Origin of the sequence: Mesorhizobium sp. WSM3873 (genome assembly GCF_001672445.1) — a bacterium.
Taxonomy (GTDB): domain Bacteria; phylum Pseudomonadota; class Alphaproteobacteria; order Rhizobiales; family Rhizobiaceae; genus Mesorhizobium.
Genome location: NZ_LYTM01000057.1, coordinates 213,400 through 229,126 on the forward strand (window position 1 = coordinate 213,400; position 15,727 = coordinate 229,126).

At 63.6% G+C, this 15,727-nt stretch carries 15 protein-coding genes; 1 reads left to right on the forward strand and 14 read right to left on the reverse strand.

Features of this window, described 5'->3' with window-relative positions:
- Positions 1-96: 96 nt before the first annotated feature.
- The 6 genes from A9K71_RS29485 to A9K71_RS29505 all read right to left on the reverse strand — a co-directional run bounded on the left by A9K71_RS29485 (position 97) and on the right by A9K71_RS29505 (position 4,388).
- Positions 97-480, reverse strand: a complete 384-nt coding sequence (locus tag A9K71_RS29485; protein ID WP_067004095.1) for a hypothetical protein — start codon at positions 478-480, stop codon at positions 97-99.
- 177 nt (positions 481-657) lie between these two features.
- Complete coding sequence (locus A9K71_RS29490; RefSeq protein WP_067004098.1) at positions 658-1,671, reverse strand: beta-propeller fold lactonase family protein; 1,014 nt, start codon at positions 1,669-1,671, stop codon at positions 658-660.
- 96 nt (positions 1,672-1,767) lie between these two features.
- Positions 1,768-1,914: a hypothetical protein gene (locus tag A9K71_RS31055; RefSeq protein WP_082980768.1), complete on the reverse strand. Its 147-nt coding sequence runs from the start codon at positions 1,912-1,914 to the stop codon at positions 1,768-1,770.
- 57 nt (positions 1,915-1,971) lie between these two features.
- Entirely contained in the window at positions 1,972-2,178 is a 207-nt protein-coding gene (locus A9K71_RS29495) for a hypothetical protein (protein WP_067004099.1), read from the reverse strand.
- Positions 2,179-2,241: 63 nt separating this feature from the next.
- Positions 2,242-2,862 carry a ribonuclease D gene (locus A9K71_RS29500; protein WP_067004213.1) on the reverse strand — a complete coding sequence of 207 codons (621 nt, stop codon included), beginning with the start codon at positions 2,860-2,862 and terminating at the stop codon, positions 2,242-2,244.
- A 140-nt stretch (positions 2,863-3,002) separates the two neighbouring features.
- Positions 3,003-4,388, reverse strand: coding sequence for a M20/M25/M40 family metallo-hydrolase (locus A9K71_RS29505; RefSeq protein ID WP_067004101.1), 1,386 nt, complete (start codon positions 4,386-4,388; stop codon positions 3,003-3,005).
- A 435-nt stretch (positions 4,389-4,823) separates the two neighbouring features.
- Here A9K71_RS29505 and polA point away from each other — a divergent pair, with 435 nt between their 5' ends.
- Positions 4,824-7,787 carry a DNA polymerase I gene (gene polA, locus A9K71_RS29510; protein ID WP_067004215.1) on the forward strand — a complete coding sequence of 988 codons (2,964 nt, stop codon included), beginning with the start codon at positions 4,824-4,826 and terminating at the stop codon, positions 7,785-7,787.
- 45 nt (positions 7,788-7,832) lie between these two features.
- Here the strand turns inward: polA and A9K71_RS29515 are convergent, their stop codons facing one another.
- The 8 genes from A9K71_RS29515 to A9K71_RS29550 form a co-directional block, all read right to left on the reverse strand.
- Positions 7,833-8,237: a Fur family transcriptional regulator gene (locus A9K71_RS29515; protein ID WP_059184736.1), complete on the reverse strand. Its 405-nt coding sequence runs from the start codon at positions 8,235-8,237 to the stop codon at positions 7,833-7,835.
- A gap of 122 nt (positions 8,238-8,359) precedes the next feature.
- Positions 8,360-9,406: an L-glyceraldehyde 3-phosphate reductase gene (mgrA, locus tag A9K71_RS29520; RefSeq protein WP_067004103.1), complete on the reverse strand. Its 1,047-nt coding sequence runs from the start codon at positions 9,404-9,406 to the stop codon at positions 8,360-8,362.
- A 107-nt stretch (positions 9,407-9,513) separates the two neighbouring features.
- Positions 9,514-10,656, reverse strand: coding sequence for a Gfo/Idh/MocA family oxidoreductase (locus A9K71_RS29525; RefSeq protein WP_067004105.1), 1,143 nt, complete (start codon positions 10,654-10,656; stop codon positions 9,514-9,516).
- An 11-nt stretch (positions 10,657-10,667) separates the two neighbouring features.
- The gene (locus A9K71_RS29530; RefSeq protein WP_067004107.1) at positions 10,668-11,414 is read right to left on the reverse strand and encodes a sugar phosphate isomerase/epimerase; all 747 of its coding nucleotides are present in this window, start codon (positions 11,412-11,414) and stop codon (positions 10,668-10,670) included.
- 49 nt (positions 11,415-11,463) lie between these two features.
- Positions 11,464-12,573 carry an ABC transporter ATP-binding protein gene (locus A9K71_RS29535; protein ID WP_197504287.1) on the reverse strand — a complete coding sequence of 370 codons (1,110 nt, stop codon included), beginning with the start codon at positions 12,571-12,573 and terminating at the stop codon, positions 11,464-11,466.
- Positions 12,573-13,496, reverse strand: coding sequence for a carbohydrate ABC transporter permease (locus A9K71_RS29540; RefSeq protein WP_095783605.1), 924 nt, complete (start codon positions 13,494-13,496; stop codon positions 12,573-12,575). Before A9K71_RS29540 ends, A9K71_RS29535 begins: the two co-directional genes overlap by 1 nt.
- Positions 13,497-13,509: 13 nt before the next feature.
- Positions 13,510-14,403, reverse strand: coding sequence for a sugar ABC transporter permease (locus A9K71_RS29545; RefSeq protein ID WP_067004111.1), 894 nt, complete (start codon positions 14,401-14,403; stop codon positions 13,510-13,512).
- Positions 14,404-14,488: 85 nt separating this feature from the next.
- Entirely contained in the window at positions 14,489-15,727 is a 1,239-nt protein-coding gene (locus A9K71_RS29550) for an ABC transporter substrate-binding protein (protein ID WP_067004113.1), read from the reverse strand.

A 15,727-nucleotide genomic window follows, 5' to 3' on the forward strand; every position in this document is an offset into this window, starting at 1 on the left:
ATCAAATGTTTGGTAAGCGGCCACCTGACGGAGCGCGATCGGCGTGGGATTCCGGCCGCGCTCCAGCGTTTGCATAGGCGGGCGAGTCGGCTCGGACTAGTCGAGCACGGCACGGACCGAGAGCGCAGCTCTCGATGCCCGCATGACATCGCCGACATGGCAGTAGCAGACGATCTCGTGCAGCTGATAGTCGGTCAGCTCGAAGAAGCGTTTTGCTTCGCCGTAGGTGTCGTTCTTCAAACCCTCGTCGTGCAGAACGGGGTCTTCCAGGGCGACGGATATGGGCGAGCCGGCGCCCCGCATGACATTGCGTTCCCGCGGGGCACGATATTCAGTGCCGATCAGCGCGGTCAGGAGCCGGTTTGGCTCACGTTCGAGAAGCTCCGCCCAACGTGCGAGGCGCTGGGTTCGGCTCATGACGGGTTTGGCGGTGCGGACCTCGGCAACGGCGTGCAGCTGGTCCAGTGTTTGGTGCTTCATGGCAACCTCCTAGAGGCTAGGTTGGTCGGCCCCAAAACTCCCTATACGCGGCATGATATCGCCGAACCGCGCGGACGTCATCCGTTTGCCGCCCACGCCGGCAAGATTTGATGGAGCTGCGCGCGGCCCCCGTCATTCTTCATGCCGTCGCCAGAATATGGAGCCGAAATCACAGGCTTATCCTGGACGTCCAAGAACGCGGAACTCGGGCTCCGCCGCCTTTCGACCGACGATCGACGACAGGCCGTAGAAAGCCAGCGGCTGTTCCTGACAAGTCACCGCCACGACGCTGTTCGACTTGTCTATATCCAGGCCCTTCGGCCCACCCTCCTCGACGCTGGCCCTGCCGCGCAGAAAGCTTTCGTCGTCGAGCACGGCGACCGAACGCGACGGCGTGCGGCGCCCCTTCCAGTCTTCGTCGCTTGCATAGACATGAACCATCGGGCTGCCGGCGTCGGCAACAAGAATGTGGCTGCCGTCCTGCGTGAAGCGCAGGCCATGCGGGTAGTTGGCATTTTCCAGGACACCGGCGGGTCGGGTTTCAGGGCCAAGCGGCGCCGACATGTCGTAGATCTTCACGTCGTTGGTGCCGTGGCTGCTGACGGCGACCCACCGCCCGTCATGGCTGAGCGCGATGCCGTCCGGGATGTCGAGGCCCTGCTCCAGAAGAAGCTGATTCCACAGGGCGCGGTATCCCCATCGCCGGTGAATCACATGGCGGGTCACCCGATGCGTGTAGTTGTTACAGACCAGCAGGCTGAGCCGGCCATGCGACTCACGCCTGACGGCGACCGAGCCGGGCGTTCTCAATCTGCACAATCGGCTGCCTTTGATCACGCGAAGCGGCGAGATTTCGTGCCCTTGTCCGGCCGGTTCGCCTTGCGGCAGGGCGAAGACCGCAACCAGCCCATCGCGATTGGCAACCACAAAAGTCCTGTTGTCGATGAAATCGAGGCCATGCACCTCGCCCATGCTGTCCGATCTGAGCTCCACGAAGCCACGGATAACGATCCTCGCTGCACCGGCCGTCGACTCTATGTCGATGCGCAGCATCAGGCATCGCCTGCGTCCATATCCGGCGACGGCAAGCAAGCGGTTGTCGGGCGAAAAGCGCAGATCCTCGGTCCGCCCGATCGCGGCGAGCGCATTGTTCACGGCACCGGTGGCCTCGAAATCGATCCGGGGAATCATATCAAAAACCACCACCGCCCCAGCGAGCGAACCCGGATGCAATAGGCGCTATCCGGAGCCGACCGGTCAAGTCCGCGAGATGCGGACGTAGTGAGATCAATTCTGCTGGATCGAAATGCCCTTGTCGTCGATCTTGAGCTCCACGCCTTTCGGCCTGGTCTGCTCGCGGTAGATGTAGATGCCAAGCGCGATGACCACGACGACCAACGCGCCGATGATGAGGTAGAGCATATTCTGTCTCATCTCGCCCCCTTCTTGCAGCCGAGTCTCGCGCCTGCTTCGAGGCCCTGCGGCGATCGCTCACTGGTCGCTGTCATCATTGGCCGATGCAGGCCGCCAACTGGTCGGCTCGACTTTCTTCTGGGTGTTGCTGTCGGTGTAGACCCACCAGCCGCCGTCGCGGTATTGCCCGACGGATTCGTTGACCACGCCGTGCTCGTCGTTCCACAGGATCGTTACCTTCGAGCCGTCCTTCGGCGCGCTCGCTATCGGTTTGCGCTCTGCCATTCATTCCCTCCCATCTCACGCCGACAATGGACCGGCAGCAACGTCGCTCGACGCGCCGGGTCGTCAGCTATGCGCGAAGATATCCTCTTCCGCCCAGCCCATCAGATCGAGCTTGGCGCGCGTCGGCAGGAAGCGGAAGCAGGCTTCGGCCTCCTTGGAGCGACCCTCGCGCGCAAGCCGCGCGGCCAGCACCTCGCGCAGCCGGTGCAGGTAAAGCACGTCGGAGGCGGCATATTCGAGCTGCTCGGGCGACAGTGTTTCCGCCGCCCAGTCCGACGATTGCTGCGCCTTGGAGAGGCCGATACCGAGCAGTTCGTTGCATATATCCTTCAGCCCGTGGCGGTCGGTGTAGGTACGGGTCAGCCGCGAGGCGATCTTGGTGCAGAAAACCGGTTCGGCCATGACGCCGAAAGCGTGATAAAGGACGGCAATGTCGAAACGGCCGTAGTGAAACAGCTTCACCACGGCGTCGTTCCTGAGAAGGCTGACGAGGTTGGGCGCCTCCTTCTGGCCCGGCGCGATCTGGATGACGTCGGCGCTGCCGTCGCCGGGCGAGATCTGAACCACGCAGAGCCGGTCACGATGCGGGTTCAAGCCCAGCGTTTCCGTGTCGATGGCGACCGCACCGACATTGTAGCGGGAAAGGTCCGGCAGATCGTTCTTGTGGAAACGGATGTCGGTCATTCTCTTCTCCGGATCGCGGCCAGCGGCGCACCCGTTTTTGGACGCGAAGGCGCCGCGCATTGCGCTATCACGCCCGTCCTTGCCGCGATCCGGAAAAAAATCAACAGAAAGTTGATTTTCGCGGTCGCCGCGGGTTCACCTCAGCGTGTCAGAGCATCGAGAATGCGCGCCCAGGAACGCTGCCCCTTGTGGAAGGAGGTGAGTTCGTACTTCTCGTTGGGCGAATGGATGCGGTCGTCATCGAGGCCGAAGCCGACCAGCAGCGATTCCATGCCGAGATAGGTCTGGAAATCGCCGACCACGGGGATGGAGCCGCCGCCGCCGGTGGTGACGGCCTGCTTTTCCCATTCGTCGGAGAGCGCATCCTTGGCCTTGGCCAGGAACGGCGAGTCGTAGGAAAGCTGGATCGCCGGCGAGCCGCCATGCGGATGGAATTCGACGGAGCAGTCGCCGGGAATCCGATCGCGCACGAAAGCCTGGAAGGCGGCGCGGATTTTTCTCGGATCCTGCTTGTGGACGAGCCGGAACGACACTTTCGCCGATGCTTCCGCCGCGATCACCGTCTTGAAGCCCTTGCCGGTATAGCCGCCGATGATGCCGTTGAACTCGGCCGTCGGCCGTGCCCAGGTGAGTTCGAGCACGGAGCGGCCCTTTTCGCCGGCGGGAATGGAAAGCCCGACCGGTCCGAGGAAGGTCTCGGCGGTCTCGCCGAGCCCCTCCCAGGATTTCAGCACCTGCGAGGGCGTCTCCTCGACGCCGTCATAGAAGCCCGGGATGGTGACACGGCCGTCTTGATCATGGATGTCGGCGAGGATTTTGGTCAGGATCCGGATCGGATTGGCGGCCGGGCCGCCATAGAGGCCTGAATGCAGGTCGCGGCTGGCTGCCTTGACGGTGACTTCCTCGCCGACCATGCCGCGTAGCGACACGCAGATCGACGGCGTCTCGCGGTTCCACATGCTGGTGTCGCAGACCAGCGCGAAATCCGCTTTCAGCTCGGCGGCGTTGGCCTCGAGGAAAGGCTTGAGCGACGGCGAGCCGGACTCTTCCTCGCCCTCGAACAGGATCGTGACGCGGCAGGGCAGATTGCCGTGCACCTGCCTCCAGGCGCGGCAGGCCTCGACGAAGGTCATCAGCTGACCCTTGTCGTCCGCCGAGCCGCGCCCGGCGATCACCTTGCGTCCGGGCTGGACCTCCTTGATCGACGGCGCGAATGGATCCGTTTCCCACAGCTCGATCGGATCGACCGGCTGCACGTCGTAGTGGCCGTAGAACAGCACATGCGGCGCGCCGGCCGGTCCTTCGTGATGCGCCACCACCATCGGGTGGCCGGGCGTGTCGCGCACGCTGGCGTCGAAGCCGATCAGCTTGAGCTCGGCCGCCAGCCATTCGGCGCCCTTGCGGCAATCGGCGGCAAAGGCCGGGTCGGTGGAGATCGACTTGATACCAAGCAAGCCGAAAAGCCGCTCCAGGCTCTGATCGAGGTTCTGGTCGAGACGGTCAAGGACGGGGGAGAGTCTGGACATTTCTTCAGCCTTTCGATTCTGGCCCGACCCTAAAGGGGCGAGCAGAAAACGCAAAGCCGCGATCGTTGGACCACGCATTCCGGCGTCGGTAACACGCGGGCTGGGAGACAAAAAAGAACCGCCGTGGTGGAGGGGGAACCACGGCGGTCTTTACTCGAAACGTTGCGGCAGCCCGGAGAGGGGGGATAGGCTGCCGCAGTTGCCCGGGATAGGCGGGGGACGGGCCTTACTCCGGACTTCGGCGAAAATTGCCGATGACAGCTATTTGGGTCTGTGAAAATGGCGATTCAAGGGCACGAAGATTACACTTTTGTAACATGCCCGTGAGCGGCTGAATTTTGTGCGGGACCTGTCTGTCAGGGGTGTTGCCGGAACCGGCCGTTTGCGCAGCCTTTGGCATGGACCGCGAAGCTTGGCCGCGCTATCCCTGCCGGCATGAAAAAAGGCGATCATCTCTTTCTTGTCGACGGCTCCGGCTACATTTTCCGCGCCTACCACGCGCTGCCGCCGCTCAACCGCAAATCCGACGGCCTGCCCACCAGCGCCGTGCTCGGCTTCTGCAACATGGTATGGAAGCTGATGCAGGACGCCCGCAACACGAACGTGGGCATCGTGCCGACCCATTTTGCCGTCATCTTCGACTATTCGGCGAAGACCTTCCGCAGCGATCTTTATCCCGAATACAAGGCCAACCGCTCGGCGCCGCCGGAAGACCTGATCCCGCAATTCGGCCTGATCCGCCAGGCGACTGTGGCCTTCAACCTGCCCTGCATCGAGATGGAAGGCTTCGAGGCTGACGACATCATCGCCACCTATTGCCGCCTAGCCTGCGAGGTCGGCGCCGACACCACCATCATCTCCTCCGACAAGGACCTGATGCAATTGGTCGGCCCGACGGTCGGCATGTATGACCCGATGAAGGATCGCCAGATCGGCATTCCCGAGGTAATCGAGAAATGGGGCGTGCCGCCGGAAAAGATGATCGACCTGCAGGCGCTGACCGGCGACTCCGTCGACAACGTGCCCGGCGTGCCCGGCATCGGCCCGAAGACCGCGGCGCAACTTCTGGAGCAGTTCGGAGATCTTGACGGCCTGCTGGCGCGCGCCGGCGAGATCAAGCAGGAAAAGCGGCGCGAATCGATCATCGCCAATGCCGACAAGGCGCGCATCTCTCGCGAGCTGGTGACGTTGAAGAACGACGTGCCGCTCAAGGAGGGGCTGGACGACCTTGTGCTGCATGCCCCGGACGGGCCGAAGCTGATCGGCTTCCTGAAGACGATGGAGTTCACCACGCTGACACGCCGCGTCGCGGAAGCGACTGCAACCGAGATCGGCGACGTCCAGGCTTCCAGTGTCATCATCGAGCGCGCCGACACCGCACATGGTCCCGATGTCGGCGCCGGCACGCCGACTGCCTCAAGACCGGCGGCGACGCCGAACGGCGCCGCGAAGCCTGCAGCACCGGTCAGGCCCCAGGATGCCCCACCGCAGGGCGATACGCCTTCCCTGCTCTCCGCGCTGCGGCTGGAGCAGGCGACGGCGCGCAAGATCGATCCCGCGGCCTATGTCGCCATTCGCGATACGGCCGCGCTGAAGGCCTGGATCGCCGAAGCGAGGGAAACCGGCATCCTTGCCTTCGATGCCGAGACCTCTTCGTCCGATCCGATGCAGGCCGACTTGATCGGCCTGTCCATGGCGATCGCGCCGGGCCGCGCCGCCTACGTGCCGCTCGCCCACACGAGCGGCAATGGCGACCTGCTTGGCGGCGGCATGCTGGCGGACCAGGTTCCGGTCCGCGACGCGCTGGCTCTGCTCAAGCCCCTGCTCGAGGACCGGTCGGTCCTCAAGATCGTCCAGGACATGAAATACGACATCGTCGTGATGAGCCGGCATGGTATCGAGGTCGGCCCGTTCGACGACACGATGCTGATCTCCTACGTGCTCGACGCCGGCACATCCGGCGGGCATGACCTCGCCTCGCTGTCGGAGAAGTGGCTCGGCCATGCGCCAGGCACGAAGAAGGAGCTTGCCGGCTCGGGCAAGGGCGCGGTCGGCTTCGACCAGGTCGACATCGAGCGGGCGACCGCCTATGCCGGCGAGCAGGCCGATCTGGCGCTGCGGCTGTGGCAATTGCTGAAGCCGCGGCTCGCCGCCAAGGGTCTCGTCTCCGTCTATGAAAGGCTGGAGCGGCCGCTTGTGCCCGTGCTCGCCCGCATGGAGCAGCGCGGCATTTCGGTCGATCGCCAGATTCTCTCCAGACTGTCGGGTGAGCTGGCGCAAGGCGCCGCCCGCGCCGAGGAAGAGATCTATGGGATCGTCGGCGAGCGCATCAACATCGGCTCGCCGAAGCAGCTCGGCGATATATTGTTCGGCAAGATGGGCCTGCCGGGCGGCTCCAAGACCAAGACCGGCCAGTGGTCGACCTCGGCGCAGCTGCTGGAAGATCTCGCGGCCGAAGGCCACGAGCTGCCGCGCAAGATCGTCGACTGGCGCCAGCTCACCAAGCTGAAATCGACCTATACCGACGCCTTGCCCGGCTTCATCAATCCAGGCACGAACCGCGTCCACACTTCCTATGCCCTGGCCGCGACGACGACCGGTCGTCTGTCATCATCCGATCCCAACCTGCAGAACATCCCGGTGCGCACCGCCGAAGGCCGCAAGATCAGGACCGCCTTCATCGCCGAAAAGGGCCACAAGCTGGTCTCGGCCGACTACAGCCAGATCGAATTGCGCGTGCTGGCCCATGTCGCCGAAATCCGGCAGCTCAAGCAGGCTTTTGCCGACGGCGCCGATATCCACGCCATCACCGCGTCCGAAATGTTCAACGTGCCGGTCGCAGGCATGCCTTCGGAAGTGCGGCGGCGTGCCAAGGCGATCAATTTCGGCATCATCTACGGCATCTCGGCCTTCGGTCTGGCGAACCAGCTGTCGATCCCGCGCGAGGAGGCGAGCGCCTACATCAAGCGCTATTTCGAGCGCTTCCCGGGCATCCGCGACTATATCGAGGAAACCAAGGCCGATGCGCGCGAATACGGCTTCGTCGAAACCATCTTCGGTCGCCGCATCCACTATCCGGAGATAAGGTCTTCCAACCCGTCGGTTCGCGCCTTCAACGAGCGAGCTTCGATCAATGCGAGGCTCCAGGGCACTGCGGCCGACATCATCCGCCGCGCCATGGTGCACATGGAAGAGGCGCTGGAGAAGGCGAAGCTGTCGGCCCGCATGCTCTTGCAGGTGCATGACGAGCTTATCTTCGAGACGGTGGAAGCGGAAGTCGAAGCGACAATTCCCGTGGTGCGCCGCGTGATGGAGAACGCGCCGATGCCGGCGGTCTCGATGTCGGTGCCGCTGCATGTCGATGCGCGGGCTGCCGACAACTGGGACGAGGCGCACTGACCTTCGTCATCCTCGGGCTTGACCCGAGGATGACGACTCGAGGGGCTAAGCCGCCTCAGCTCTACACTTCGCGCAAACCCCGCGAAACTCGATCACCGCCTTCTTGGCGGCGAAGCCGGTTGAGCGCACCCATTCGTCCAGCCGGTGGTCGACGTCATGGTCGGACATTTCGGTTACCTGGCCGCAGCTGTCGCAGATGGCGAATGCGGTCATCGAATGACTGTGGTCGTGCGGCTCGGCGCAGGCGACGAAGGAGTTCAAGCTTTCGAGCCGGTGCACGAAGCCCGACTTCACCAGCGTGTCCAGCGCGCGGTAGACCTGCAGCGGCGCCCGGAACCCGCGCTCGCGCAGTTGGTCGAGCAGCATATAAGCGCTCAGCGGCCCGCTGGCGGCTTCGAGCTTCTCAAGCACGCACAGCTGGTTCTTGGTCAGCGCATCCCTTGCCGTCATCTTGTCTCCGGTCGTCGCGTCGTTTCGCGTGCCGACTGCGCACGCGAACGGCCTTTGGTCCATGAGATAGCGACGAACGCGCATCTTTGCCACTGTTTCCGCAGCTGGCGGCCCGGCGCGGGCTACTTGCGCGGCGGTCCCTTGCGCTCGGCGGATGCCGCCCAAAGATTGATGTCGGCCTCGCGCGCATAGGTGTCGATCTCGGCAAGCTCGGCGTTGCTGAAGTCGAGCGCCTTGAGAGCGCCGACGCAATCCTCGACCTGTTCCGGCCGGCTGGCGCCGATCAGCGCCGTCGTCACGCGTCCCTTGCGCAGCACCCAGGCCAGCGCCATCTGCGCCAGCGTCTGGCCGCGCCGGCCGGCGATGGCGTTCAATGCCTTGATGTTGGTGACCGACTTATCGTTGATGAAGGCCGGACGCAGCGACTTGCCCTGGGATGCGCGGCTGCCTTCCGGGATGCCGCCGAGATATTTATCGGTCAGCATGCCCTGCGCCAGCGGCGAGAACACGATCGAGCCGATGCCGAGCCCTTCCAGCGTATCGAGCAGCCCATCTTCCTCGACCCAGCGGTTGAGCATGGAATAGCTCGGCTGGTGGATCAGGCAGGGCGTGCCGAGTCGCCGCAGGATGTCGGCCGCCTCGCGGGTGCGCTGCGAATTGTAGGAGGAGATGCCGGCATAGAGCGCCTTGCCCGAGCGCACCGCATGGTCGAGCGCGCTCATCGTTTCTTCCAGCGGCGTCTCGGGATCGAAACGGTGGGAATAGAAAATATCGACATAATCGAGCCCCATCCGCTTGAGGCTCTGGTCGAGGCTCGCGAGCACGTATTTGCGGCTGCCCCATTCGCCGTAGGGGCCGGCCCACATCTCGTAGCCGGCCTTGGTTGAGATGATCAGCTCGTCACGATAGGCGGCGAAATCGGTGCGCAGGATCTCGCCAAAGGCGGTCTCGGCCGAGCCGGGCGGCGGGCCGTAATTGTTGGCGAGATCGAAATGCGTGATGCCGAGGTCGAAGGCCTTGCGCACGATCGCCTGCTTGGTCCTGTGCGGCGTGTCATTGCCGAAATTGTGCCACAGCCCGAGCGAGATGGCCGGCAGCTTGAGGCCGGACCGTCCGCAGCGGTTGTAGACCATCTTCTCGTAGCGATTCTCGGCGGCGATATAGGGCATAGGGAATCCTTGGGAGAGGCGGCCGGGATCGCCGCTAGGTGACTTGAATCGATGCTCGCCCCGCACCTTTACCCTCTCCCCGCCGAAACGGGGAGAGGGGTTGCCACCTACTTTTTCTTCGCCAGCAGCGCCTTCGCTTCCTTGATGCCGAGCGCCGCCGGCCGCTCGCAGGTCGTCTGCATGGCGACGAACTTGCCGCTTTCGCCGGAGCGCAGGACGCCGGTCATGACATCGACGGCATGCAGCGCAAGCTCCATCGAGCAGCGGTGCGGCCGCCCTTCGCTGATCGCGATCGCCATGTCGGCAAGACCTGCCGTGCGGTAGTTGGCCATCATGCCTTGGCTGTGCATCTCATTGGGCACGCCGAACGGATGATCCCACTTGGGAAGCTTCTTCACCGGCTTGGTCGCATCGGTGAAGCGGACTTCGCCGCCGAAGAAATTCGGGTCCGGCACAAAGACGGTGCCCGCCTCGCCGTAGAGCTCCATCGGCGCATGGCCGTGGCTCCACACGTCCCACGAGGTGTTGAGTGTCACCACCGCGCCATTCGCGAATTCCAGCAGCGCATGGATGGTGGTCGGCGTGTTGACCGGGATTTTTTCGCCCGCGCGCGGTTTGGAGCTGATGGTGCGCTCCTTGGCCGGCGTCGCCGCGAAAGCCGCGACCTGCTTCACCGGCCCGATCAGCTGGATCAGGTTGGTGACATAGTACGGGCCGATGTCGAGCACCGGACCGGCGCCCGGCTGGAAGAAGAAGTCGGGATTGGGGTGCCAGTGTTCCATGCCATGGCCCATCACGTGGCAGGTGCCGCTGGTGATCTTGCCAAGCTTGCCGCTGTCGATCAGATCGCGCGCCAGCTGATGCGCGCCGCCGAAGAACGTGTCGGGCGCCGAGCCGATGCGAAGCCCCTTCTTCTCCGCCCGCTTCTTCAGATCCAGTCCTTCCTTGACCGACAGCACGAAGGGCTTTTCCGAATAGACGTGCTTGCCGGCGTCGAGCACCGCCTTCGACACGTCATAGTGCACGGCCGGAATGGTGAGATTAACGACGATGTCGATGTCGTCATCTTTGAGAAGGTCGTTGACCGTCTCGGCGCGGAGCTTGAACTCCTTCGCCCGCATCTTCGCCGCGTCCATGTTGATGTCCGCGCAGGCGCGCATCTCGATGCCGCGGAAGAGCGGCGCCAGCGAGAAATACGCCTTCGAGATGTTACCGCAGCCGACGACGCCTACGCCAAGTTTGTTTGCCATGATGGTATGTCCTAGAAATTCTTGACGGATTGGATCGAGCGACGGGCGAAGCGCTCGATGTCGTTGGGGTTGTCCTGCTCCATGACGAAGTACTTCGTCGCGCTTTTCGCGCGCAACGTCTTGATCAGGCCGGCCCAGTCGATGGTGCCGTGGCCGACATCCGACCAGCCGTCCTCGTCCAGCCCCTCCCCCGGCTTCGCCATATCCTTGACGTGGACGGCACTGATGCGCTTGCCGTGCTTTTCGATCCAGGGCAGTGGATCGGCGCCGCCGCGCATCACCCAGGCGACGTCCATCTCCCAGCCGATGTGGGGCGCGGCGGACAGGATGTGCTCCTGCGGCAGCGAGCCGTCGACGAGCGGCTTGAACTCGAAATCATGGTTGTGCCAGGCAAAGCCGTAGCCGGCCTTCTTCGCGGTGTCGCCCACCTTGGCAAGCCGCTCGCCGAAGCCGCGCCAGCCGGCGGCGTCGCCCGGCCGCGCATCGGGCATCAGGTAGGGGCAGATGAGCAGCGAGATGCCGAGCGCATCGGCAATCCTGCGCACGCCGTCGAAATCCTTCTCCAGCGCATCGATCGAGAAATGCCCGGTCGGCATGGCGAGCCCGTTCTTGTCGAGCTCGGCACGGAAAGCCTTGGGATCGTCATAGACGCCGCCGAAACCTTCGACTTCTTTGTAGCCCAGTTCGCCGAGCATTTTCAGCACGCCGTCCCATGGCTGGAAATTGCGGGCACTGTAAAGTTGGAATGACCAGTTCATCTGTCTGTCCGTTCTGCTTGTTGGTTCCGGGAGGTTGTGGTCTGGGAGGTTAGAGCCTGCTGTCGGTCTCGGCGTCGAACAGCGAGGCGCGCGCCGGATCGAAGCCGATGCATATCGCATCGCCGTTGCGCAGCGTCTTGTCGGCTTCGACGCGGAAGGAGAGGATCTGGCCGCCGAGCTTCGTCCACACCAGCGTGTCGGAGCCCATCGGATCGACAATCTCGACAGTGGACTCGGCGGTGAACGGCATGGCCCTCGCCGCTTCGCCAAAAGCGATATGCTCCGGTCGGATGCCGAACACGCAGGGCTTGGCGGCGCGACCGCCTTCGTTGTCGAACTGATAACGGCCGAGCGGCACCGAAACACCGTCGGCCTTGAACACCGGCGCGTCGCTTGCTTCCAGGTGTCCCTTGATAAAATTCATCGCCGGCGAGCCGAGGAAGCCGGCGACGAAGCGGTTGACCGGGCGATTGTAGATCGTCTGGGGCGCATCGAGCTGCTGGATGACACCGCCCTTCATCACCGCGATACGGTCGGCCAGCGTCATCGCCTCGATCTGGTCGTGGGTGACGTAGATCATCGTGTTCTGCAGCCGGCGGTGCAAAAGCTTGATCTCGACGCGCAATTCCGACCGCAGCTTGGCGTCGAGGTTGGAGAGCGGCTCGTCGAACAGGAAGACATCGACGTCGCGCACCAGGGCCCGCCCGATCGCCACGCGCTGCCGCTGGCCTCCGGAAAGCGCCGACGGCTTCCTCTGCAGCAGCGGCTCGATCTGCAGGATCTCCGCCGCGCGCGCGATGCGTTTGGCGATCTCGTCCTTGGGCACGCCGGCGACGCGCAGGCCGAAGGAGAGGTTCTTCTCCACCGTCATCTGCGGGTAGAGGGCGTAGGACTGGAACACCATGCCGATGCCGCGATCCTTCGGCTCCTCCCAGGTGACATTCTTGCCCTTGATGAAGATGCGGCCCTCGGAGATGTCGAGCAGGCCGGCGATGCAGTTCAGCAAGGTCGACTTGCCGCAGCCGGATGGCCCGAGCAGCACGATGAACTCGCCCTCGGCTACGTCGAGATTGAGCGTCTTCAGCACCGACATGACGCCGAAATTCAGCGACAGGTCCTGGATCGAAACGCTGGGATTGGCGATCGCTGCTGCCATCATCATCCTTTCACCGCGCCGGCGGCGATGCCGCGCACGAAGAGCTTGCCGGAAACGAAGTAGACGATGAGCGGCACAAGGCCGGTCAGGATGGTTGCGGCCATGTTGACGTTGTACTCCTTCACGCCCTGTACCGAGTTGACGATGTTGTTGAGCTGCACCGTCATCGGATAGGTGTCGGGGCGGGTGTAGACGACGCCGAACAGGAAGTCGTTCCAGATGCCTGTCACCTGCAGGATGATGGCGACGACGAAGATCGGCAGCGACATCGGCAGCATGATGCGTAGATAGATGCCCCAGAAACCGGCGCCGTCGACGCGCGCGGCGCGGAACAGTTCCTCCGGCATGGATGTGAAATAGTTGCGGAACAGGAGCGTCAGGATTGGCATGCCGAAGATCGAATGCACGATCACCAAGCCGGTCAGCGTGCCGTAGATGCCGATCTCGCGCAGGATGATGACGATCGGGTAGATCATCACCTGATAGGGAATGAAGGCGCCGACGATCAGGATGATGAAGAAGGTGTCGGCGCCCTTGAAGCGCCAGTTGGCCAAGGCATAGCCGTTGACCGACGCGATCGCGATCGACAGCAGAACCGACGGCACGGTGATGCGCACCGAGTTCCAGAAGCCGCGCGACAGCCCGTCGCAATTGAGCCCGGTGCAGGCCTGCGACCACGCCTTGACCCACGGCTCGAAGGTGATCTCCAGCGGCGGCGAGAAGATGTTGCCGAGGCGGATTTCCGGCATGCCCTTCAGCGATGTGACGATCATCACGTAGAGCGGCAGCAGGTAATAGAGCGCCACGACGATCAGCGTGCCGTAGAGGAAGATGTTGCGGCGCGAGAGCGCGTGCCGCGGCTTCGTTCCGCTCGGCCCCGATGCATCGCGCGACGAGGCTTCGCGCCGAAGAGCGTCACTGGACATGGAGGCAGCAGCTTCAGCCATGCTTCTTGCCTCCGAATTCGAGGTAGGCCCATGGCACGATGACGATCACCACCGAGAGCAGCATCATGGTCGAGGCGGCAAAACCCTGGCCGAGATTCTGGGCGAAAAACATGTAGTCGTAGACGTATTTCGCCGGCACTTCGGAAGCGATGCCCGGACCGCCGCTGGTCTGCGCCACCACAAGGTCGTAGACCTTGACGATGCCGGCGGCGATGATCACCAAGGTGGTGATAAAGACCGGCCGCATCATCGGGATGATGATGAAGAGATAGGTCTTCCACATCGGTATGCCGTCAACCCGTGCGGCCTTCCAGATGTCCTCGTCGATGCCGCGCAGGCCGGCGAGCATCAGGCACATGATCAGTCCCGTGCCTTGCCAGAGCGCCGCGATCGAAATGCCGTAGATGACGATGCTGGAATTGTAGAGAGGATCGAAGCTGAAGCTCGTCCAGCCGAGGTCGCGCACGACGCGCTGGATGCCGAAATCGGGATTGAGCAGCCACTGCCAGACCAGCCCGGTGACGATGAAAGAAAGTGCGAAAGGATAGAGGAAGATCGTGCGAAACGTGTCCTCGAAGCGGATCTTCTGATCGAGCAATGCCGCGAGGATGAAGCCGATCACCAGCGAGAACAACAGCGAGATCACGCCGTAGATCAAAAGGTTCTCGATCGACACCAGCCAGCGCGGCGTCGCCCATAGCCGGTAATATTGGTCGAGGCCGACGAAGTTCAGCCGCGGCAAGAGCTTCGAATTGGTGAAGGAATAGAGCACCGTCCAGGCCGTGCCGCCGACGAAGACGACCAGCGCGGTCAGGATCATCGGGATTGATGCGACCTTGGCGTTGAGGTTGCGTAAAAGCTGGTTGGGGCGTTCGCTGTTGCTCATCTCGGCAGCCGGGCTGGGACAATGAGGACATCACGCTCCCGACCCCGGATAGGCGGGGGCCGGGAGCTGGCGGGGGCGCCGTTGATCAGTCGGCCGACGCGATGATGTCGGCGAAGCGCTTCTGCGCCTCTTCGAGCGTCATGTCGGGCTTGGCGAAGAATTCGGAGAACAGATCCTCCTTCTGCTTCTGGCTGTCCTGCGACAAGAGCTGGTCCGTCCACGGGATCACCGCGCCCTTGGCGAGGATGGCGAGGCCCTTCTTCATGCAGTCGTTCGCCGTGTTGAGGTCGACGTCGCCGCGCACCGGAAGCGAGCCCTTCTTGAGATTGAAGGCGACCTGGGTCTTCGGGTCGAGCAGCGTCTCGGCCAGAACTTCCTGAGCCTTGGCCTTGTCGGCATCCTTGAGCAGCGGGAAGTAGAACGCGTCGCCGCCCGTGGCGATGACCTCGTTCAGGCCGAGACCGGGCAGGCAGGTGTAGTCTTTGCCGGCGGTCTTGCCGGCGACCTGGAACTCGCCCTGCGCCCAGTCGCCCATGATCTGGCCGCCGGCCTTGCCGGTGATGACCAGATTGGTCGCCTGGTTCCAGTCCTGCACATTGGTGTTCTTGGCCATCTTACGGGCGTCGTCGGCGGCCTTGAACGCCTTGGCGATTTCGGGACCGCCTGCGAATTTGGCGTCCTTGTCCCTGTAGACCTTGAGGAAGGCGTCGGTGCCGCCGACGGCGGCAAGCAGCACGTCGAAGGCGCCGGACGCCTGCCAGGGCTGCCCGCCGACGGCGAGCGGGATGATGCCGGCTTTTTCCAGCGCCGGCGCAGCCGCCACGAATTCATTCCAGTCCTTCGGCATCGGCACGCCGGCCTTCTGGAAGGCTTCGTTCGACAGCCACAGCCACTGCCAGGAATGGATGTTGACCGGCACGCAATAGATCTTGCCGCCGATGGTGCACGAGTCGAGCAGGCTCTTCGGCCGCACGATTTCCGTCCACTTTTCCTTGGTGGCGAGATCGGTGAGGTCGCGCATCAGCCCGGCCTGGACGAGCTCCTCCGCCTGCCGGCCGTGGTTGAACTGGGTGGCGCCCATCGGATCGCCGCCGGTGATGCGGCTGATCATGATCGGCCGCGCCGTGCCGCCGGAACCGGCGATGGCGCCATCGACCCAGTGATTGCCGGTCGCGTCGAACGCCTTGGCAAGTTCGGCCACCGCCGCCGCCTCGCCGCCCGAAGTCCACCAATGGGTGACTTCGAGATCGGTCGCGGCCGCCGGTCCGGCGAAGTTCAGCGCGGCCGTCGCGGCGAACGCGGCGGTCAGGAATTTGTATCGCAT